General features: G+C 66.8%; 18 protein-coding genes, 2 tRNA genes and 1 riboswitch. Of the genes, 3 read left to right on the plus strand and 17 right to left on the minus strand.

Annotation, left to right across the window (positions count from 1 at the left end):
* Position 1: 1 nt before the first annotated feature.
* The 8 genes from HYV14_00840 to HYV14_00875 all read right to left on the minus strand — a co-directional run bounded on the left by HYV14_00840 (position 2) and on the right by HYV14_00875 (position 6,599).
* Positions 2–1,960 carry a TonB-dependent receptor gene (locus HYV14_00840; GenBank protein ID MBI2384537.1) on the minus strand — a complete coding sequence of 653 codons (1,959 nt, stop codon included), beginning with the start codon at positions 1,958–1,960 and terminating at the stop codon, positions 2–4.
* Positions 1,953–3,029, minus strand: coding sequence for a nicotinate-nucleotide--dimethylbenzimidazole phosphoribosyltransferase (gene cobT, locus HYV14_00845; protein MBI2384538.1), 1,077 nt, complete (start codon positions 3,027–3,029; stop codon positions 1,953–1,955). Before cobT ends, HYV14_00840 begins: the two co-directional genes overlap by 8 nt.
* Entirely contained in the window at positions 3,026–3,565 is a 540-nt protein-coding gene (gene cobU, locus HYV14_00850; protein MBI2384539.1) for a bifunctional adenosylcobinamide kinase/adenosylcobinamide-phosphate guanylyltransferase, read from the minus strand. Before cobU ends, cobT begins: the two co-directional genes overlap by 4 nt.
* Complete coding sequence (locus HYV14_00855) at positions 3,559–4,128, minus strand: histidine phosphatase family protein (protein MBI2384540.1); 570 nt, start codon at positions 4,126–4,128, stop codon at positions 3,559–3,561. The genes cobU and HYV14_00855 overlap by 7 nt, the downstream gene beginning before the upstream one ends.
* 161 nt (positions 4,129–4,289) lie before the next feature.
* Positions 4,290–4,476: riboswitch (cobalamin riboswitch) on the minus strand.
* Between the two features lie 218 nt (positions 4,477–4,694).
* Positions 4,695–4,770: transfer RNA gene (locus HYV14_00860), tRNA-Ala, on the minus strand.
* 38 nt (positions 4,771–4,808) lie between these two features.
* Positions 4,809–5,495: a hypothetical protein gene (locus HYV14_00865; protein ID MBI2384541.1), complete on the minus strand. Its 687-nt coding sequence runs from the start codon at positions 5,493–5,495 to the stop codon at positions 4,809–4,811.
* A gap of 100 nt (positions 5,496–5,595) precedes the next feature.
* A complete protein-coding gene (locus HYV14_00870; protein MBI2384542.1) occupies positions 5,596–6,009 on the minus strand; it encodes an NUDIX hydrolase in 414 nt (137 codons plus the stop codon).
* On the minus strand, positions 6,006–6,599 hold the full coding sequence (locus HYV14_00875) for a hypothetical protein (protein MBI2384543.1): 594 nt from the start codon (positions 6,597–6,599) through the stop codon (positions 6,006–6,008). Before HYV14_00875 ends, HYV14_00870 begins: the two co-directional genes overlap by 4 nt.
* A gap of 44 nt (positions 6,600–6,643) precedes the next feature.
* Between HYV14_00875 and HYV14_00880 the strand changes: the two genes are divergently transcribed.
* A complete protein-coding gene (locus HYV14_00880; GenBank protein MBI2384544.1) occupies positions 6,644–7,777 on the plus strand; it encodes a branched-chain amino acid ABC transporter substrate-binding protein in 1,134 nt (377 codons plus the stop codon).
* Positions 7,778–7,831: 54 nt separating this feature from the next.
* On the opposite strand, the gene HYV14_00885 is transcribed toward HYV14_00880, so the two are convergent.
* The 8 genes from HYV14_00885 to HYV14_00920 all read right to left on the minus strand — a co-directional run bounded on the left by HYV14_00885 (position 7,832) and on the right by HYV14_00920 (position 15,776).
* Positions 7,832–7,915, minus strand: a tRNA-Leu gene (locus tag HYV14_00885).
* Positions 7,916–7,927: 12 nt separating this feature from the next.
* A complete protein-coding gene (gene secG / locus HYV14_00890; GenBank protein MBI2384545.1) occupies positions 7,928–8,302 on the minus strand; it encodes a preprotein translocase subunit SecG in 375 nt (124 codons plus the stop codon).
* Positions 8,303–8,322: 20 nt separating this feature from the next.
* A complete protein-coding gene (locus HYV14_00895; GenBank protein MBI2384546.1) occupies positions 8,323–9,528 on the minus strand; it encodes a phosphoglycerate kinase in 1,206 nt (401 codons plus the stop codon).
* Between the two features lie 7 nt (positions 9,529–9,535).
* A complete protein-coding gene (gene rocF, locus HYV14_00900) occupies positions 9,536–10,450 on the minus strand; it encodes an arginase (protein MBI2384547.1) in 915 nt (304 codons plus the stop codon).
* Between the two features lie 4 nt (positions 10,451–10,454).
* Positions 10,455–11,474 (minus strand): type I glyceraldehyde-3-phosphate dehydrogenase, encoded by a 1,020-nt coding sequence (gene gap / locus HYV14_00905; GenBank protein MBI2384548.1) that lies wholly within the window; start codon positions 11,472–11,474, stop codon positions 10,455–10,457.
* 60 nt (positions 11,475–11,534) lie between these two features.
* Positions 11,535–14,255 (minus strand): pyruvate, phosphate dikinase, encoded by a 2,721-nt coding sequence (locus tag HYV14_00910; GenBank protein ID MBI2384549.1) that lies wholly within the window; start codon positions 14,253–14,255, stop codon positions 11,535–11,537.
* 178 nt (positions 14,256–14,433) lie between these two features.
* Complete coding sequence (locus HYV14_00915) at positions 14,434–15,528, minus strand: hypothetical protein (GenBank protein MBI2384550.1); 1,095 nt, start codon at positions 15,526–15,528, stop codon at positions 14,434–14,436.
* 95 nt (positions 15,529–15,623) lie between these two features.
* Positions 15,624–15,776: a hypothetical protein gene (locus HYV14_00920; protein ID MBI2384551.1), complete on the minus strand. Its 153-nt coding sequence runs from the start codon at positions 15,774–15,776 to the stop codon at positions 15,624–15,626.
* Between the two features lie 72 nt (positions 15,777–15,848).
* Here HYV14_00920 and HYV14_00925 point away from each other — a divergent pair, with 72 nt between their 5' ends.
* Entirely contained in the window at positions 15,849–16,358 is a 510-nt protein-coding gene (locus HYV14_00925; GenBank protein ID MBI2384552.1) for a hypothetical protein, read from the plus strand.
* A gap of 9 nt (positions 16,359–16,367) precedes the next feature.
* Here HYV14_00925 and HYV14_00930 read toward each other — a convergent pair whose 3' ends face one another.
* Positions 16,368–18,380 (minus strand): protein kinase, encoded by a 2,013-nt coding sequence (locus tag HYV14_00930; GenBank protein ID MBI2384553.1) that lies wholly within the window; start codon positions 18,378–18,380, stop codon positions 16,368–16,370.
* A gap of 316 nt (positions 18,381–18,696) precedes the next feature.
* Between HYV14_00930 and HYV14_00935 the strand changes: the two genes are divergently transcribed.
* On the plus strand, positions 18,697–19,374 hold the full coding sequence (locus tag HYV14_00935) for a hypothetical protein (GenBank protein MBI2384554.1): 678 nt from the start codon (positions 18,697–18,699) through the stop codon (positions 19,372–19,374).
* The last annotated feature ends 272 nt before the right edge of the window (positions 19,375–19,646 follow it).

The following is a 19,646-nucleotide window of genomic DNA, read 5'->3' on the forward strand; positions in this document are numbered from 1 at the left end:
CCTAGAACCTCACAGCAGTGCCCGCGAGAAGCCGGAAACCGGGCGTTGAGAATCCGAAGGCCTCCTCGTAGCGCCGGTCGAAGAGGTTCTCAGCGCGCGCGAAGAGCCGGACTTCAGGACGGCCGGAGTAGACGATCGCCGTCGCCGTCAAGTCGGTCTTGACATAGCCCGGGAGCGAGACACGTCGCGGGTTGTTGACGCCGAGGGACCAGTCCTGGTCGAGCGAACGGCCCTGGAGCGTGGCGTTGGCGTTGACGCTGAATCTCTTTCCCGCCACATCGAGCGTTACTGCGCCGCGGTGCTTCGGTCGGCGCAGGAGCTGCTGACCGGGAGGAAAGCTCGTGCCGCCCACGCCGCCATCGGCCAGGGCCTTGGTCTCGAGGTAGGTGTGCGATAGTGATAAGGTGGTCACCAGCTCCTGCGGCCACTTGAGGCGTCCTCGGACGGTCGTCTCAAAGCCCGCCGATTCCGCCGACTGGATGTTGACGTTCATCGGAGCGACGCGCGCGATGAGGTCCGTGTACTGATTGGAAAAGTACGTGGCGTTAAGCTCCACCGCGTTGTCCAAGAGGTATTGATCAAGCCCCGCCTCCCAGGTCTCCACGCGCTCGGGCCGGAGGTCAGGATTGCCGACGGTGGTGCCGCCGCCGAACGTCTGAAAAAAACTCGGTTCGGTGATACCCTTGGCCCAGCTCCCGCGCACCTTGGTGCCTGTCTTGGCCACGAAGACGCCTCCCGATAGGCGGGGGATCGTCGCTCGTCCGAACGTCTGGTTGTCCTCGAAACGAACGCCCGGTGTCAGAAAGGCCGCGTCTTTCCAGTTGAGCTGCGTCTGGAGATAATAAGCGTGGTTCTCTCGCCCGATGTCGGTGGCTTGCGCCGTCGTCACGTTCGCCGCGGAGATATTGCGCCGAGTCTCCTCCAGCGTCTCCCGTTCCCAGGCGATGCCTGCGATCATTTCAGAACGGATGGAGGCGAACTCGGGCAGTCGCACATTCCAGGAATAGTCGACGGACCGGCGCCCCTCCAGCGTCTGGATTTGAAGATCCGTCGTATCGACGCCGGGGTCTCTGGGGTCCTTCTGGAAGCGGTGCTCCTGGTTGACGCCGAGCTGGAGGCGATGGGTCCAGGCCTCGTGGACGGGCAAAGTCAGGTCGGCGCCGATCGTCGTTCGCTTCGTCCGTCGGAACTGTCTCGGGTCGAGCGCGGCCTGCAGGCGGTCGCCGGCCAATTCCGTGGGGAATTTGAACTCTCCGTCGCTGTAATTGCCCGTCAGGGACAGGTCGAGCTTGTCGTAGAGCTTCTGTTGCAGGGAACCGGACAGGCCCAGGGAGTTGTAGCCGTTGTTGATGGGGAGGAATCCCTTTGAATCCACCTTGGACACGCCGATGGAATATCCGCCGTTATCGCCGGCGCCAGCCGAGAGCGAGAGCTTCTCCTCGAAGGTGCGGTAGCTGCCTCCGGCGACGCTGACGTCCACGCGCGGTGCGCCGCGGCCCTTTTTCGTGATGATATGGATGACCGACCCGATGGCGTCCGATCCATATAGGGCACTAGCAGCGCCCCGAACGACCTCGATTCTCTCAATGTTCGCCAGCGAGAGGTCGGCAAAGTCGAAAGTCCCGCCCGAGCGATTGACCCTCACGCCATCGATAAGCACCAGGTTATGGTTGGCGCTGCCGCCGCGGGAGAAGATCGAGACCGTACCGCCCCGGCTGCCCGTTTGGGTCACGCTCAGTCCCGCCACGTCCCGCAGAAGCTCGTGAACCTCGGTGACCTGCTGGCGCGAGATTTCCTCGGACGTGATGACCTGGACCGACTGCGTGGCCCGCTTCTTGGAGAGCGGCGTCTTCGACGCCGTGACCACCACTTCTTCCAATTCAGCTCCATCGTCCGAGGCGGCGGCACCGGCCGCAGCCCCGTAGGCGAGCAATAGCGCGCAGATGAATCGCTTATACATGGGAAGGCTCCTTGTCGGTCGTTTTCTCGGCGACGCCGGCCTGATCGAAAGTCGCCATCTCGTTGTAGACGGCGCAGCTCGCGCGCAGTATCGGTATGGCGAGCGCGGCTCCGGTCCCTTCGCCCAGTCGCATCCCGAAGTCGAACAGGACGGTCAGCCCAAGCTCTCGCAGCAGGCGCTGATGGCCGCGCTCAACCGACATATGAGAAGCGCTCAGGTAATGCACGGCATCGGGCGCGATCCGGCAAGCGACGAGAGCGGCCGCCGAGGCGATGAAGCCGTCGACGAGCACCGGCGTGCGCGTCGCCGCACCGGCCAGCACGACGCCGACGAGGCCCGCGATCTCAAATCCCCCCACCTGGGCGAGAATCGAGATCGGATCGGCGGGATTCAGCTTGCGGAAGGCCAGCGCGCGGCGGATCACTTCGATCTTCTTCTTGAGGCCGTCCGCGTCCACGCCCGTGCCACGGCCGGTCACTTCTTCCGGTGAAGCCCCGGTGAGAGCCGCCGTGAGGGCGCTTGCAGCCGTGCTGTTGCCGATACCCATCTCGCCGAGGGCGAATAGCCCCGCGCCATTCTCCTTGGCTGCCAAGGCGATTCGCGCGCCCTCGATGATGGCACGGAGCGCCTGCTCGCGGCTCATGGCGGGGCCTTGGGCCATATTCGCCGTGCCGCGGGCGATCTTCACGTCGATAAGGCCGGGCGCCGGCTTCAGATCGCCCGCCACGCCGAAGTCCGCCACAACGACGTCGGCTCCGGCCTGCTTCGCCAAGGCGTTAATGGCGGCGCCGCCAGCGAGGAAATTCAGAACCATCTGGGCCGTGACCTCCTGGGGATAGGCGCTCACCCCCTCCGCCGCGACGCCGTGATCCGCCGCGAAAGTGAAGACGACCGGGCGCTCGATGGACAATGGGAACGTCCCGGTGACGGACGCCAGCCATCGGGCAAGTACCTCAAGCCGTCCAAGGCTGCCTTGGGGCTTCGTGAGCCGATCGAGCCGCTGCTGAGCCTTTTCGGCCGCGGCGGCGTCCGTGGGTCCTATCTGCGAGAGAATCTCTTCGAGAGTCATGTAAGGCTCCTTACCGAGGACTGAGCTTTGAGAGAAAGCGGAATGCCGGCCGCGACGAGCCAGACGTTCTGGGCCAATCGGGCCGCTATCTGGTTCGCGCTGCCCGCGAGGTCGCGAAACGCCCTTCCAAGCGGCGTCTCCGGGACGATCCCGAACCCCACCTCATTGGATACGACGATGATGGGCAACGGGGAGCTCTGAGCGTACCGGCAAAATCGCTCGACCCGATCCAGGATCGAGTCTTGGTCCTCTCCTTTAATAAGAGCCTCGGACAGGTAGAGAGTAAGGCAGTCGATCAGCGCGGCGTCCGCCTTACCCTCGTGCGGATCGAGGGCGCGCGTCAAATCAGCAGGGTGCTCGATCGTGATCCATCCGGAGGGCCTCTCGAGGCGGTGCCTCGCGACCTTGTCGAACATCTCCCCATCGCGAGGAACACACGTCGCGACAAAGACCACCGACACGCCGTGTTCATGCGCCAGGGCGAGGGCATGACGACTCTTGCCGCTGCGCGCGCCGCCGAGAACGAGAGTCAACATGGGAGGATCTTCCGAAGCGGCACATCGATCGGCCGCAAGCTTCCTAAACGCGGCACGTGATCAAAGAACTCGTTGTCAGGACGTCCAAGGAGCTCCAGGCCGATCACGGCGAGCGGTCCTCCGTGCGCTATGATGAGAACGCAATCGTCCGACGCGGATTGCGCATGTTCGCTTAGGAAGGCGCGCACGCGGTGGCGCAACGATGAGAATGGCTCGCCCGCGGGAATGTCGACCCGGGATGGGTCGGAGAGCCAGGTGGAAATGAGTTGAGGCCAGCCGCGCTCGATCTCAGCGTACGTAAGGCCTTCCCACGTCCCGAAATCGACCTCGCGCAAGCGATCGTCGACTAACAGCGGGACGCCCCGGCCGTTGAGAGCGATCTGAGCCGTCTCACGGGCGCGCAGCAACGAACTGGTGAAGCAGGCCGCAATGGGATACGGAGCGATGACGTGGGCCAGCGCCGCAGCCTGCTCCCGTCCCTTTGCCGTCAGCGGCGCGTCGGTCCGTCCGCAATACGTGCCGGAGGCCGTGCATTCGCCGTGGCGAGCCAACAACAGCGTCATCGCCCGGCGTCCATATGCGTCATCAGGTGGCTTAAAATAAAAAATCCTCAATCGCAAAAACAAAGCGATTAAGGATTGCACCCGACTAGACTTCGTCCCTAACTCTGCGCGTGGAGCCCGTTAACGAATCCGCGGGCCAGCTATTCTTCCCGTAAGAGGAAGAACGCGCAACTCACATAGGCAGGTATTCTGACTCCTGAATCATCCTCCCCTCAACCCTTCCCAGCGAAACGCAACCAGTGGGCAACATTTGAGGTTCGTCCTCAGTTACAGCGGCGGGACCGTCTCCGATTTGCACGGAGTTCTCTTTTGAGGCCCTTTCGGGCCACCTATGAAAATATATGAAAGAACTACAGGCATCTTATATTTTGTTCCAGCCATTGTCAAATTTCGGCAGGCACTACTCACCCGTCGCGTAAACTGACGGATATCCGAACGATAGCTGTTGCGGCAAGTCAAAAAAGCGGGTGTCCAAAAAGTGTCCATAGCCCCTCAAAAAGCAGAAAACCCGGTCAAAGCCGAACGGAAGGCTTGAACCGGGTTCTCGTCGAGAAACGCGAATAAACTGGTGGACCTTAGCGGGATCGAACCGCTGACCTCCTGCATGCCATGCAGGCGCTCTCCCAGCTGAGCTAAAGGCCCGTAGATATCATTCTACCAGATTGGAGCGATACTCTCAACTACTCGCGCGAGGGGCTGAGGCCGGAGCGGCGAGGCCGGCCGTCGGGCCCGTAGCCGTCATAGCCCGCGGGAACGGACACCGGGCCCGAGATATCCACCGTGTCTCGGCCGTCCGACCCGCCGCCGTCGAACATCTTGTCGAGTTGGCCGAAGCGGTCGTACGTCGACTCGCGGCCCGTCGGCTTGACCTCGCCGCGCGCGCGCAGGGCCGCGATGAGGCTCCGGTCCCCCCGGCCGTCGGCCTCGCGCAGGAGCTTGGCGGTGTTCTTGCCGAGACCCGCCTTCCGCGTCTCGAGGCCGTCGAGCACCTCCCGAAACTGCTCGGGCCGGGCGAGCGCGTGGGCCAGCAGGAGAGCGGACGCGCGCTGCGGCTCCATCGGCTCCTTGCCGAGCGAGGCCCGAAGGGCCGCGGGAGAGCTCACGCCGGCGCCGACCACCGCGATCTCGAGGTAATCCCGCACCGCCCTCGGGGCGGTCATCGCCGCGACGGAGCGCAGGTGGAGATCGAAGGAATCGAGCAGGCGCGAGCCGAAGAACGGGTCGGCGGCCAGCGACCGCGACACCATGCCGAGATAGGCGCCCGAGTAGCCGGTGGCGGGAGCCGCGTGGGCGTCGACGGGGCCGGCCGGGCCGGCGGAGGCGCGGATCGCGCAAAATATGAGGACGATGAGCAGCGGGCCTTTCACGACAGGAGGATAGCCCCGGATCGATCCGGAATCAAGGGGGCGCTCCGCGCTCCTTCAGATGGAGGGCTATCCTCAAGGATAGTCGCGGCGATGCGGTATGCTAACCCAGCAGGCCGGGCAGGCGCCGGGAGAACTCCACCTCGGCGGGGAACATCTCTTCAAGCGGCAGGTCGCCGACCTCGCGCCAGAACAGCTCGAGCACGTCGTCGCCGTTGCCGGCCAGGCGCAGGTCGCCGGACACCCGCTCGACGAGCCAGTACACGGACACGATCTGGATCGGGGCGGCCGTGGACAGGTGCGCCTCCTGGTTGGCGTACAAGGTCCGCACGGGCCGGATCTCGAGGCCGGTCTCCTCGCGGAACTCGCGGCGCAGGGCGTCGCCCGGGGCCTCCTCGATCTCGATGCCTCCCCCGGGGAAGTTGATGAAGGTGCCGCCGCCGAAGCGCGAGCGGGCGAGGAGGACCTTGTCCCCCTCCCGCAGCACGCCGTAGACGCGGCAGGAGAAGCGTCTCACGCGCCCTTGTTCAGGAAGGCGACGACGGCGGTCTTGGCGTCGCCGAGCAGCGGGTCGCCGTCGCCGACGAGCAGGTGGTCGAAGTCGTAGGTCCGCAGGAGCTCGAGCGAGCGCTTGAGCGCGGCGGGATCGTCCTGCTTCTCCACGGGAACGGTCTTCAATCTTCCATGGGGCGCGATCAGCGCGTCGCCGAGAAGGAACAGCCGCCGTTCGGGCCAGTAGAGGGCGATCTCACCCGGCGATTTTCCGGGAAGGTGCACGCACAGAAGGCCGCAGATCGAGTCCCCGTCCTTGACCGTCTTCTCGGGGACGATCCCCGCCTCCTCGACCTCCGCGGCATGGAGCACGGTCGGGATCTTCCAGCGCTCGAGCACCGCCCCGCGCTCCCGCAGGTGGTTCCTGTTGGTGATCACGAGCGCGTCGGGCTTGAGGCCCGCGGCCTCGAGATAGGCCAGGTCGTCGTCCGAGAACGGCACGGGGTCGACGATGACGGTCCCCCCGGCGGTCTTGAGGAGGTGGCCGTTGAAGTTGAACCTCTTCTCGGGGTTGAACGAGGACCAGCAGTACGCGCCTTCGGCGAGTTGGATCATGGATTGAGCCTCTCTCGATGATAACTTTTTCGTACACTGGGGTCATGCTCCGCCGGACCGGCCTCGCCGCCGTCATGGCCCTCGCCTGCGCCTGCTCGCCCGAGGGCGGAGGACCCGTCCGCCTCCTCGTCGCCGTGCCGATCACCGGGGACATGGCCGCCTCGGGGCAGGGCGTGGAGCGCGGGGTGCGGATGGCCGTCGAGGACGAGACGGCGCTGGGCGGTCTTCCCGCCGTCGAGGTGACGGTCTCCGACGACCGCTCCGACCCCTTCGAGGCCGCCTCCGTCGCCCGCCGGGCCGTGGACGACCCGCGCGTGTTCGCCGTCGTCGGCCATCTGACGTCGGGCTGCGCCATCGAGGCGTCGCGCGTCTACGCGCAGGCACCGCTGGCGATGATCACCCCGTCGGCCACCGCGACCGCGCTGACGGCCCAGCAGGACCGTCCGGACTGGGGCGGAGAGCGCGTCGTGTTCCGCCTTCCCCCTTCGGACGCGATGCAGGGAGAGTTCGCCGCGGACTACGCCGTCAAGCGTCTCGCCTTGAAGAGCTTCTTCCTCGTCCACGACCGCTCGCCCTATGGCCTCGGCCTGGCCGAGACCTTCCGTGCGGCCGTCGAGCGCAAAGGAGGCTCGGTCTCCGCCTTCGAGGCCGTCTCCCTCGGGGACAAGGATTTCTCCGCCGTCGCCAAGGAGATCGCGGCGGCGCGCCCGGACGCGGTGTTCTACGGCGGGATCTACATGGAGGCGGGACTGCTCATCAAGCAGGCCCGGGCCGCCGGCTATCGCGGCGCGTTCCTCTCGGGCGACGCGACCAAGAACCGCGACTTCTTCGACATCGCGGGGCCGGCCGGGGACGGCGCCTACATCTCGGTCGGGGGCGTGCCCGTCGAGGCCCTGCCCAGCGCCGCCGACTTCGTCGAGCGCTATCAGAAGCGCTGGGCGGGCGCCCAGCCCCGGGCCTACGACCACTACGGCTACGAGGCCGCGCGCGTCGCGCTCGACGCCCTGCGCAAGGCGGGCTCCCCCGACCGGAGGCTGGTCCTCGACGCCGTGCGCAAGACCCACCTGCGCGCCATGGTCGGAGACATCTCCTTCGACGCGAAGGGCGACACTTTGCGCGGCATCGTCACCATGACGAAGGCCGACTTCGCCCGCAAGAAGTTCGAAGTCGCGTACTGACGTCAAAAAAAGCCGCCGGCCTCCTTTCGGAGACCGGCGGCATTTCTTTGATCTTGCACGAGGGGGGACTCGAACCCCCAAACCCTTTCGGGCGTACGCACCTCAAGCGTATGTGTCTGCCAGTTCCACCACCCGTGCGCGGGTTTGCGTCTACTTCTTGACCGGAGCCGGAGCGGACGGCTTGGACGTCTTGGCCGCCTCCGGGAGCTCCATCGGCTTCGCCTCGGCGGCGGGCGCCGGGGCTTCCGTCGCGACCGGAGCGGGCAAGGTCGCCGCGCTCGAGGTCACGCTGGACATCCCGGTCCGGTCCGAGAGGAGCGTCAGGAAAAGCGAGGTGAAGGCGAAGGTCGCGGCCAGGCCGGCGGTGAGCTTCTTCATGAAGCTGGAGCCGCTGGGCGTGTTGATCAGCGAGTCCCCCCCGCCGCCGAACATCGACAGGCCGGCGCCGCGACCCGTCTGCAGGAGCACGAACAGGATCATGCCCAGGCAGGCGATGATGTGGATCGTCATCAAGATGGTGTACATGAAGATCGATTATACCTATTTTACGACGCGAGAGCGACCAGGCCCGGAAGAGCCTTCCCCTCGAGCAGCTCGAGCGACGCGCCGCCCCCGGTCGAGCAGTGGGTCATCTTGCCGGCCAAGCCGGTCTTCGCCAGGACGGACAGGCTGTCGCCGCCGCCGACGATGGTGATCGTGCCCTTCGCCGTCGCCTCCGACATCGCCTTGGCGACGGCGTTGCTGCCGGTGGAGAAGGCGGGCATCTCGAATATGCCCATCGGGCCGTTCCAGAAGATCGTCTGGGCCTTCGAGATGTGCTCGGTGAAGAACTCGATCGTGTGCGGGCCGATGTCCACGCCGATCATGTCGGGCGGGATGGCCATCGCCTGGGTCGCGGCCGCGGGGGCGTCGGGCTTGATCTCGCGCACGACGAGGTGGTCGGCGGGAAGCAGTATCTCGACTTTCTTGTTGTAGGCCTTCTCGATGATCGCCTTGGCGGCGTCGATCTGGTCCTTCTCGAGCAGGGACTTGCCGATGTTGATGCCCTGCGCGGCGAGGAAGGTATAGGCCATGGCGCCGCCGATGAGCAGCGCGTCCACGCGCTCCAGGAGCTTGTCGAGCACGGCGAGCTTGTCGGAGACCTTGGCGCCGCCGATGATCGCGAGGAACGGGCGCTGCGGGTTGCCGATGACGCGGTCGAGGAACTCGAGCTCGCGCTGGACCAGGTAGCCGATGGCGCCGGGAAGGTGGGCCGCGACGCCGGCCGTCGACGCGTGCGCGCGGTGCAGGGCGCCGAAGGCGTCCTGGATGAAGAGGTCCCCGTTCTTGGCCAGCGCCTTCGCGAAGGCGGGATCGTTGGCCTCCTCCTCGGCGTGGAAGCGGAGGTTCTCGAGGAGGACGACGTCGCCGGCTTTGAGCGCCGCGACGGCCTTCTCGGCGACGGGGCCGACGCAATCGTCGGCGAACGCGACCGGCTTCTTCAATAAGCGTCCCAGCTCGGCGGCGACGGGCTTCAGGGAATACTTGGGCTCCACCTTCCCCTTCGGGCGGCCGAGGTGGGCGACGAGGACGAGCTTCGCGCCCTCGGCGAGCAGGTGCTCGAGGGTCCGGAGGGTCTCGCGGATGCGCGCGTTGTCCTCGATCTTGGAGCCCTTCATCGGGACGTTGTAGTCCACGCGGACGAGCACGCGCTTGCCCTTGACGGTCATGTCCTGCAGACGCTTGAGCTTGAGAGCCGGCTTATCGGTCATAAAATCCCTAGTATATGTTCTTGCCCATCGCGGACGCGATGAGCTCGCTCGCGAGGACGGCCGTCGCGTTCTGCGTGTCCTCGAGCGGGTTGACCTCGACGAGGTCGAGGCCGACCATGCGCTCGGAGTCGGCGCACAGCTCCATCAGCAGGTGGGACTCGCGGTAGGTCAGGCCGCCGCGCTTGACCGTGCCGGTGCCCGGCGCGTTGCCCGGGTCCACGGCGTCGATGTCGAAGCTCAGATGGAAGCCGGCGGTGCCGTCGCTGGCCATGTCGATGGCCTGCTCGGTCACCACTCCCATCCCGTAGCGGTCGATCTCCTGCATGGAGAAGACGCGGATGCCGGATTTGCGGATGTTGACGGCCTCGGCGCGGTCCACGTCGCGGATGCCGACGAGGACCACGTTGCGCGGGTCGATCTTCGGAGAGAAGCCGCCCATGCGCGCGAAATCCTTATGACCCATCCCCAGAAGGTGCGCCAGCGGCATGCCGTGCACGTTGCCCGTCGGGGACGACTCCGGGGTGTTGATGTCCGCGTGCGCGTCCACCCAGATCAGCCCGACCTTGCGCCCCTTGTCGCGGAACGCGCGAGAGACGCCCGACACCGAGCCGACGGCCAGCGAATGGTCGCCGCCCAAGGTGATCGGAACGGAGCCGTTGGCGACGGCCTCATAGGTCTGCTTCTCGAGGCTTTGGCAGACCTTGAGGATGGCCGCCCCGTTCTTGAGCTTGCCTTTCGCGGCCGGGACGATCTTAGGCACGGTCAGGTCCCCGGCGTCGGTGACCTCGAGGCCCAAGGCCTCGAGGCCCTCGACGAGGTTGGCCCGCCGGACGGCGGCGGGCCCCCCCGAGGCGCCCTTTTTGGAGGCGCCGTAATCCAGGGGGACGCCGATGACCGTCGCGTGCCGCTTCTTTCCGCTCACGTCCTTACGCCGCGACGGCCGACTTCTTGGCGATGTAGGCGACGAGGTCGACGACGCGGTTGGAGTATCCCCACTCGTTGTCGTACCAGCCGAACACCTTGACCAGGTTGCCGTCGATGACGTCGGTCAGCGTCGCGTCGAACACCGAGGAGTGCGCGTTGCCCATCACGTCGCGGGACACGATCTGGTCCTCGTTGTACTGCATGAAGCCCTTGAGCTTGCCGGAGGCGGCGGCCTTCTTGAACGCCTCGTTGACCTCCTCCTTCGTCACGGACTTGTTGAGCGTCACGGTGAGGTCGACGATGGAGACGTCCTGGACGGGGACGCGCAGGGAGGTGCCGGTGAGCTTGCCCTTGAGCTTCGGGAGCACGAGGCCGATCGCCTTGGCGGCGCCGGTCGAGGACGGGATCATGGACACGGCGGCGGCGCGGGCGCGGCGCATGTCGCCGTGGCGCTGGTCGAGCAGGTTCTGGTCGTTGGTGTAGGCGTGGACCGTGGTCATCAGGCCGTTCTTGACGCCGAAGGCCTCGTCGAGGACCTTGCCGAGCGGGGCCAGCGCGTTCGTCGTGCAGGACGCGTTCGAGATGATCGTGTGCTTCGACGGGTCGAAGAGCTCGTCGTTGATGCCCATGCAGATGGTGATGTCCTCGCCCTTCGCGGGAGCGGAGATCACGACCTTCTTGGCGCCGCCGGCGAGGTGGCCCTTGGCCTTCTCCGCGTCGGTGAACAGGCCGGTGGACTCGACGACGATCTCGGCGCCGACCGAGGCCCAGGGGAGCTTCGCGGGGTCCTTCTCGGCGAACACCTTGATCAGGCGGCCGTCGATCTTCAGGTCGTTGCCGACGGCTTCCACGGTCCCGGGGTACGGCCCGAACGTCGAGTCGTACTTGAACAGGTTCGCGTTCATCTTCGCGTCCGTCAGGTCGTTGATCGCGACGACCTGGACCTCGGGATTCTTGAGGGAGGCGCGCATGACGAGGCGCCCGATGCGTCCGAAACCGTTGATTCCGACTTTAATGGCCATGGATAAAACCTCCGTTCCAGCCTTTCGGCCGGGAATACGGGCATCCTAGCGTTTTTGACGTCAGTTGTGAAGCGCCTTGGACGAGATCGCGGCCTGGGCCGCCGCCAGACGGGCGATCGGGACCCGGTAGGGCGAGCAGGAGACGTAGCCCAGGCCGGCGTCGTGGAAAAGCCGGATCGAGGCCGGGTCGCCCCCGTGCTCGCCGCAGATGCCGATCTTCAGCGTGGGGCGGGACTTGCGGCCCTCGTCCACGGCCAGGCGCACGAGCCGCCCGACCCCGGAGCGGTCCAGCGAGCGGAAGGGGTCCGACTCGAGGATCTTCATCTCCAGGTACCGGCCGATGTAGCGCCCGTAGTCGTCGCGCGAGTAGCCGAGCGTCATCTGAGTGAGGTCGTTCGTGCCGAACGAGAAGAACTCGGCCTCCTCGGCGATCTCCCCCGCGGTGAGGGCGGCGCGGGGCACCTCGATCATCGTGCCCACCTGGTAGCGCACGCAGGTGCCGTGCTCCGCGAACACGGCCTCGGCGATCGCCGCGATGCGCTTCTTCTGGTGGCGGAGCTCGGTGACGTGGCCGACGAGCGGGATCATGATCTCCGGGACGGCGGAGACGCCCTCGCGGCCGAGCTCGCAGGCGGCGGACAGGATGGCGCGCGCCTGCATGTCGGTGATCTCGGGGTAGGTGATGCCCAGGCGGCAGCCGCGGTGGCCGAGCATCGGGTTGGCCTCCTTGAGCTCGAGGGTCTTCGCCCACAGCTTGCCCGCGTCGAAGCCGTGCAGGGCCGCCACGCGATCCGCCGCCTCCGGCGTCTGCGGCAGGAACTCGTGCAGGGGCGGGTCGATGGTGCGGACCGTGACGGGGCGGCCGCGCATCGTCTTGAAGATCGCCTTGAAGTCGGCCTTCTGCAGCGGGTACAGGGCCTTGACCGCCTCGTAGCGCTCCTCCTCGGAGTCGGCCAGGATCATCGCCAGGACCTTCGGGATGCGGTCCTCGCCGAAGAACATGTGCTCGGTGCGGCACAGGCCGATGCCGGCGGCGCCCAGGGCCGTCGCGGTCTTGGCGTCCTCGGGCGTGTCGGCGTTGGCGCGCACCTCGGGGGCGCGCGCGGCGTCGGCCCAGGCCATGAACGTCTTGTAGCGCCGGTACAGCTCCGATCCGGCGACGGGCCGCTTCCCCAGCAGCACCTCCAGGATCTCGGAGGGCTGGGTCTCGACGCGGCCGTCCAGGACGCGCCCCTTGAAGCCGTCGAGCGAGATCCAGTCTCCCTCCTTCAGCCCGAGGCTCTCGAGCTCGCCGCAGCCGACGACGCAGACCTTGCCCATGCCGCGGCCCACGACGGCCGCATGGCTCGTCATCCCGCCGGTGGCGGTCAGGATGCCCTCGGCCGCGGCCATGCCGTGGATATCATCCGGGTTCGTTTCGGGCCGGACCAATATCACGGGGCCCTTCTTCGCCTCCTCGACGGCCCGATCGGCGGTGAAATACGCGCGCCCGGTGGCGGCGCCGGGGCCGGCGGGCAGGCCTTTGGCGAGCACCTTCGCCCGGGCCGACGCGCCTTCCTCGAACACCGGACGCAGAAGCTCGTCGAGCTGCTCCGGCGTCAGGCGCATCACGGCCTGGTCGGGAGTGATGAGGCCTTCGTCCACCATATCGACGGCGATGCGAAGAGCGGCCATGGCCGACCGTTTGCCGGTGCGCGTCTGGAGCATGAACAGGCGGCCCTTCTCGATCGTGAACTCCATGTCCTGGACGTCGCCGTAGTGCTTCTCGAGCCTGCTCGAGATCTCGAGCAGGCGCTTGTACGTGGCGGGCATCTCCTTCGAGAGCTCGTTGAGCGGCCGCGGCGTGCGGGTGCCGGCCACCACGTCCTCCCCCTGCGCGTTGACGAGGAACTCGCCGTAGAAGGCGCGCTCGCCGGTGCCCGGGTCGCGGGTGAAGCCGACGCCGGTCGCGCAGTCCGAGCCCATGTTGCCGAACACCATCGCCTGCACCGTGCAGGCGGTGCCGAGGTCGTCGGGGATGCGGTTGAGCTTGCGGTAGGCGAACGCGCGCGGGTTGTTCCACGACTCGAACACGGCGGTGACCGCGAGGCGCAGCTGGTCGCCGGGCTCCTGGGGGAACGGGAAGCCCGAATGCTCCTTATAGATGTCCTTGAACAGTCCCACGAGCCACTGCAGGGCCTGGGTGGACAGCTCCGCGTCGGTCTGGACGTCGGCCGCGGCCTTGACCTGGCGCAGGGCCGCCTCGAAGGCCTCCTTGTCGATGCCCTTGACCACGTTGCCGAACATCGCGATGAAGCGGCGGTAGCAGTCCCAGGCGAAGCGCGGGTTGCCCGTCTGCGCCACGAGGCCGAGCACCGTCCGGTCGTTCAGGCCGAGGTTGAGGATGGTGTCCATCATGCCGGGCATCGAGAACTTGGAGCCCGAGCGCACGGAGACGAGCAGCGGGTTCTTGACGTCGCCGAACCGGCGGCCGGTCGACTTCTCGAGCTTCTTGACGGCGGCGAGGAACTCCGCGACGACGGCGCGGCCGATGGACTTCGCCGAGCGCTCGGGGTGGCGCATCGCGTGACGCGTCAGGCCCTTTTCGGCCTTGCGCGCGTAGTACGCGCGGCACACGTCGGTCGTGACGGTGAAGCCCGGAGGCACCGGCAGGCCGATGCGGGACATCTCGAAGAGCCCGGCGCCCTTCCCGCCCAACAACGCGCGCGACGCGTCGCGGTCCAGCCGCGACACCGCGCGGACGTCCGAAGACTCCCCGAAGCTGTAGACGGTTTTGGCCATACCCGTAGATACCAAAGTCAGCGCGCGCCTCAACAGCGCCGCGGAGCGCGCTCGGCGCGTCAATATTTTCAGCCCGCCCCAGCGCCGGCGGGCGCGCTCTCCGACGGGAGAGACCCGCCATCCGCGCGAAACAATGTCTAATATAATAGACATGCCGCGAGCCTCCGGGCGCCGTCCCTCACGGCCTGAACAAGAGCCCGCTCAGGTATGGCGAGCTCTTGCCGGCCGCGGCGAGACGCACGGTCTGCAGATAGTACGCGCGCGCGCCCTCGGGGGTGCGCGTCTCCTTGACGACCTCGTCGGCGAGGTTCAGGACCAGGAAGTTCGTCTCCTCGGACTCGCTCGTCGACGACAGCTCGCCGCCCGCCGCGTCGACCTTCACCGCGAGGCCGAGCCGCGTCAGGTCGGCGCGCCGGTCCTCCGGCACGGCGTAGCCGATCGACTGCTCGATGACGTCGCCGCCTCCGCCCGGCAGGCGGTAGACCGTCGTCCGCTTCCAGCTCCCGTTCCCGATCCAGGTCATCTTGGCGTCGTCGACCGAGTCGGGCGCTCCGTATTTGTCGATCATCGCCTCCGCGACCATCCCGGACCTCTCGGGCCAGGCCGCGGCGGCGCGCCGGGCCGCTTCGGAGCTCGCCCCGCGCATGGGTTCCTCCGGGGCGTCGCCCCGGGCCTCGAACGTCGTCTCGTTCTTGCGGATGACGGTCACCCCCGCCAGGCTCATCGGGCGCCGTGAGGCCGTCTCGTCCTCCCGCACGGCGACGATGAGCGCCTCCCCGGGCTGCAGGAGGCGGCCGGCCCCGCGCGCCCCGCCGGTGGCGACGAGGACGTCGCCCATCTCGGACCGGACGGTCGCCTCGCCGGGGCCCGAGGCGGTGATCGAGAGCCCCCCGCCCCGCTTCGGGCGGAACCGCTCCCCCCCGACGACGATCTCCAGGGACTTGGGGTCCGTCTCGATCGCCGCGATGACCTGGACGGCCGCCCGGCCGTCCTCCGGCCGCCTCGCCGTGTAGTGGAACGTGTCGCCCTTGCCGGCGGTCACGACCGCGTCGAAGTCCGACCGGAACTCGGCCGTTCCCGCCGTGACGCGGACGATCGAGCCGGAGCGGACGTAGGGCAGCCTCTGCCCGGCGACGCTCTCCCTCCGGTTCGGGGTCTCGATCTCGAACCGCCCGGAGAGCCGGCTGACCTGCAGGCGGGGCTCGGGCTCCGCCCTCCGCGCGGCGGCCAGCGCCGCGGCCAACGCCATCGCGCCCAGGATCGTCCTTCTCATGTTCCCCTCCATGACCCGATGGCGCTCACTCTACAACGAGCGGGGACCCGCCGCCTATGGCGGCGCGGTGAAGGTAAGTTGAACGGCGCGGAGCGTCAGCGGTTGAGCAGGACGATCTCGGCGCGCTGATCGGAGAACGGCGCCCGCGTCGCGTCGACGCCGATGTGGCGCGGGGCGACCATCAGCTCGCGCAGCAGGACGTCCTGGATGGCCTTGGCCTGCGAGTCGCCGAGCTCTGGGAACATCACGAGACGGACTGGACGAATTCCCCCTTCGCGGAAACAACTGGCTATAATCGCCAGACTGCGGCGCTATCCCTGATGAGAAACCTATTCCGACGGTTGTCAGCGGAGCACGGAGAACGGCTGCGGTTTCTCGCGGCGCTCGACCCGGCTAATGCGAGCGCGTTCTTGAAAACGATATCGGCTTTCAAGAACGGCGAAGTCGAATTCATGTTCCTCTCGGGAAATGAGTCCGCCCTTTCCCTCTTGAGCGGGATATTCGATCGCGGCCCTCTCGACCGTCTGGATTGGACGATCGCCTGGATCCTGCGGCAGGCCGGCGCGCTGGATGCGGCAGCACCCTGCGTCACCGTAGCCATCCGCCCGGAGCCGGAGAACGTTGCCCGATTCAAGAGCGCGTGGGCCGGCCTGGGATTCAACGGCAACCCTCCGCCGGCACCCCCGACATTGACCTGGACGTTCATCCTCAGCGCATCCTACAACGGAATCTCGCTCGAAAAGTCATGGGACGAGCGGAGACTCCTCGCCGAGATAGACGGGTACGCGCTCTATCATGCGCCCGACATGACGGGCCTCAGCCGATCCTGATGACCCGGTTCAGACGCCGCGCTGAACCGCCGGCGCTTCCTGCAGCGCCCGCGCCAACGCCCCGATACAGGCCGAGGCGGTCGGCCAGCGGTTCGCCGGATCAGGATCCAGGGCACGGGAGATGACCGGGTCCACGGCGGCCGGAAGCCCCGCCAGCTCGGACAGCGGCCGGTAGCGCTTCTCCACCTTGATCATGACGTGGCCGCCGGGAAACGGCATCTGGCCGGACAGGCATTCGTAGGCGCAGGCGCCGAAGGCGAAGATGTCGGCCGCCGGGGCCGCCGCGGCCCCGCCCAACTCCTGCTCGGGCGCCATGTAGGCCGGCGTGCCCGCGACCTCCAGCCTCGACACCGTCGACATCGTCTCCCGGACGCAGCGGGCGATGCCGAAATCCATCACTTTGGCGACGTCGCCGGCGGTCATGATGTTGGCGGGCTTCAGGTCCTGGTGGACCACTCCTTGGGCGTGCGCGTAGTCGAGGGCGGACGCGACCTGCCCCAGCAGGTGCAAGACCTTCGGGACCGGAAGCGCCCCCCGGCCGAGGACCTCGTGCAAAGTCTCGCCTTGGATGTGTTCGAAAACGAGCCAGACTTCACCGTTCTCATCATGGACCGCGTGGATGTCCACGATGTTCGGATGCTTGAGCCTGGCGACCGTGCGCGCCTCCTTAAGAAAGCGCTGCCGCTCGCGCGGGTTCTCCGCCACCTCGGGGCGAAGGACCTTGATGGCCACCTTGCGCTTGAGCGCGCGGTCCTCCCCCTCGTAGACGACGCCCATCCCGCCCTGGCCGAGCCGTTCTCCCAGGCTGTAGCCGGCCGGGACCGCCGGCCTCATAGGTGGGGCGCCCCGGTCGGCCGAGGGCACCCGTGATCGCCCCGTGTCCCGGAACTTCGGGAAGAGCGCGAACGAGAAGAACAACAGGGCCGTACCGATAGCGCCGAACCACACCGGCCACGCGCGGCCGCTCTTGCTTGGAACGGCCTTGCCTCCGTTGAGGGCAAGTGCCTCCTCGTAAACGGGGGCGAATTTCGGGTCGAGCGCCGCGGCGCGAGCGAGATCGGACAGGCGTTCCTCGGCGCGGCCGAGCGACCGGAAGGCCTCGGAACGGGCGACGTAGGCCTGGGCATCGTTGTTATCGATGGCCAGCGCGCGCTCAGCCTCGGCCAGGCCTTCCTGCGGACGGCCAAGGTCGGTCAGGTCGCGGGACAGCAGGTGCAGGGACCTCGAGTCGCGGGGGTTTAGGGCGACCGCCTTTCGAGCGTCCTCGGCTGAATCCTGCAATCGGGTCAGCAGGCGCCGGGTCAGCGCGCGCAGATGGAACGCTCCGGCGTCCGACGGGTTCTCCCCGATGCGGCGTGTCAGGACGGCTTCGGCTCCAGCATAGTCCTTGATCGCGATCTTAGTGCTGGCCTCGCGATAGACTGCGTTGGCGTGCAGATCGGGCATGACGGCCCCGGCGGGAATGGTCGCCGGGCCACGAGTGGCGCCGCCGGCCAGCGCACCGAACGAGATGGGCGAGGCGAGTATGGCGCCGTTGCCCGTCCCCTCGTCCTGGCGCATGCCCGCCGCGAGCTCGGCGATGCGGGACTTCACCGTCCTCTGATCCACGCCGGTCTTCACGGGGGCGGTGAGCTTCACGAACGACTGCAAGGCGGGGTCCTCGGGGTGGCGGGCCAGGGCCGCGACGGCGTACTCGCGGGCGGCGGCGGTGTCGTTCGCGTTCACCAGGCGGGCCACTTCCTGGCGGGACTGCTCGGCCTCCGGGGTCTGCGCCTGAGGGAAGGTGACCGGGGGCCGGGCCTGGGCTCCGGTCTGCTCGCCGAGGACGCCGGCCGACACGATCCCGCCCACCATCGCCGGGATGTTCGCGTCGACCGTGGTGTCGGAGTCGACGGCGGTCGGGACGACGCGGCACAACCCGTTGGGAAGCACGCCGTTCGCGCAGGCGTTGCCGGTGGGGTCGTTCTGAACGACGCCGTCCTTGCCGGCGACCTCGGGACGGGGCTTAGGCTTGACCGCCACGCAGCCGCCATTGCCGTCGCTGGTGGTGCCGGTTTTGCAGGTGACGACAGATGCATCACTGACTTCGTCCTCGTCGCCTAGAGCAATAGCCGAAGATGCGGCCGAGCAGAGGACGACGGCGAGAAGAAGAAATCGGGAGTGTTTCATAATGAGGGGTACCCGGAGTGTAACCCCGGCCCCGAACTCTGTCAAGGTAGGCTTAACCCTCCTTTAATGGCCTAGGCCTACTGGAGCAAGAAGACCTAGGCCGATTACCGGGTCTCACCCGGGACATAGGCCTCAGGGAGGGCGCCCATAAGGCGCCTACAATTCGACTATGAGAATAAAGACCCACCCCATCACCGCGGTCCTGACCTCGGCCTACCTTTCGGCCATGCTCACCTCGAGCCTCGCCCCCATCCGCAACAACGCCATTTTCGCCGCCGCGGTCGACCCTTCGGCCGCCCAAAAGGCTCTCAAGAACGCCGTCACCGGTCTCGATGCGTCCGGCTGGGCCGCCGCCGTCGCCGCGACGCCCACGCCCGTCCCGCCGGCGCCCAAGAGCGTCCCCGTCGACCTGATGCCCAAGGCCGATCCGATCATCAACGAGGAACTGCTCGCCAGGCTGATCAAGCGTACGCTTGCCTCGAAGAAACCCACCACGTTCGACAAAGATGTCTGCCGAGTCCTCGGCGGGTGCGACGGCACGACGAACATTCCCGTGCTTCAAGTGTCAGAGCCTCTTCCTGAAGGCAAACACGTCTTCGTCGTTCCGACCGTCGAAGGTTCCAAAGATATTTTCATCTGGTTCAGGAATACCGAAAAAACCTACGCGGAATACTATCTGACCGACAAAACCGGAGTCCTGCGCGCCGCCGCAATCGCGGATATCAATGGAATCAGATTGATCACCAACGAGCAGGCCGCCGCGAAATACAAGGCCGAGCTGGAGCTCTTCGCCAAGCTCGCCAAGGACCTCCCCCCCGCCGGAACCGCCGTCGCCGGTAACAGCTAGTTTTCATCCCCTTAAAATGGAACGGGCCCGCTCGTCGCGGGCCCGCTTTCTTTTCGTCTTCGATCGAAGATTCTGTCTGGGCCATTAGGGTCTCCCCGCTTCCAGAGCGAAAGACCCTCGTTGAATTACTCATCTTCCAGTATCCTTAGGCTATCAACTCTGTAGCTCGGGGAATCGGCCCCGGGGTATCCACGATCCGGCCTCAACCGGATGAGTCCAGGGGAAGCGAGCAATGCTCGCTTCCTCATTTTTATTGCCAAAGGAATCAAATG

This window comes from Elusimicrobiota bacterium (assembly GCA_016182905.1).
In the GTDB taxonomy this organism is placed as follows: domain Bacteria; phylum Elusimicrobiota; class Elusimicrobia; order UBA1565; family UBA9628; genus GWA2-66-18.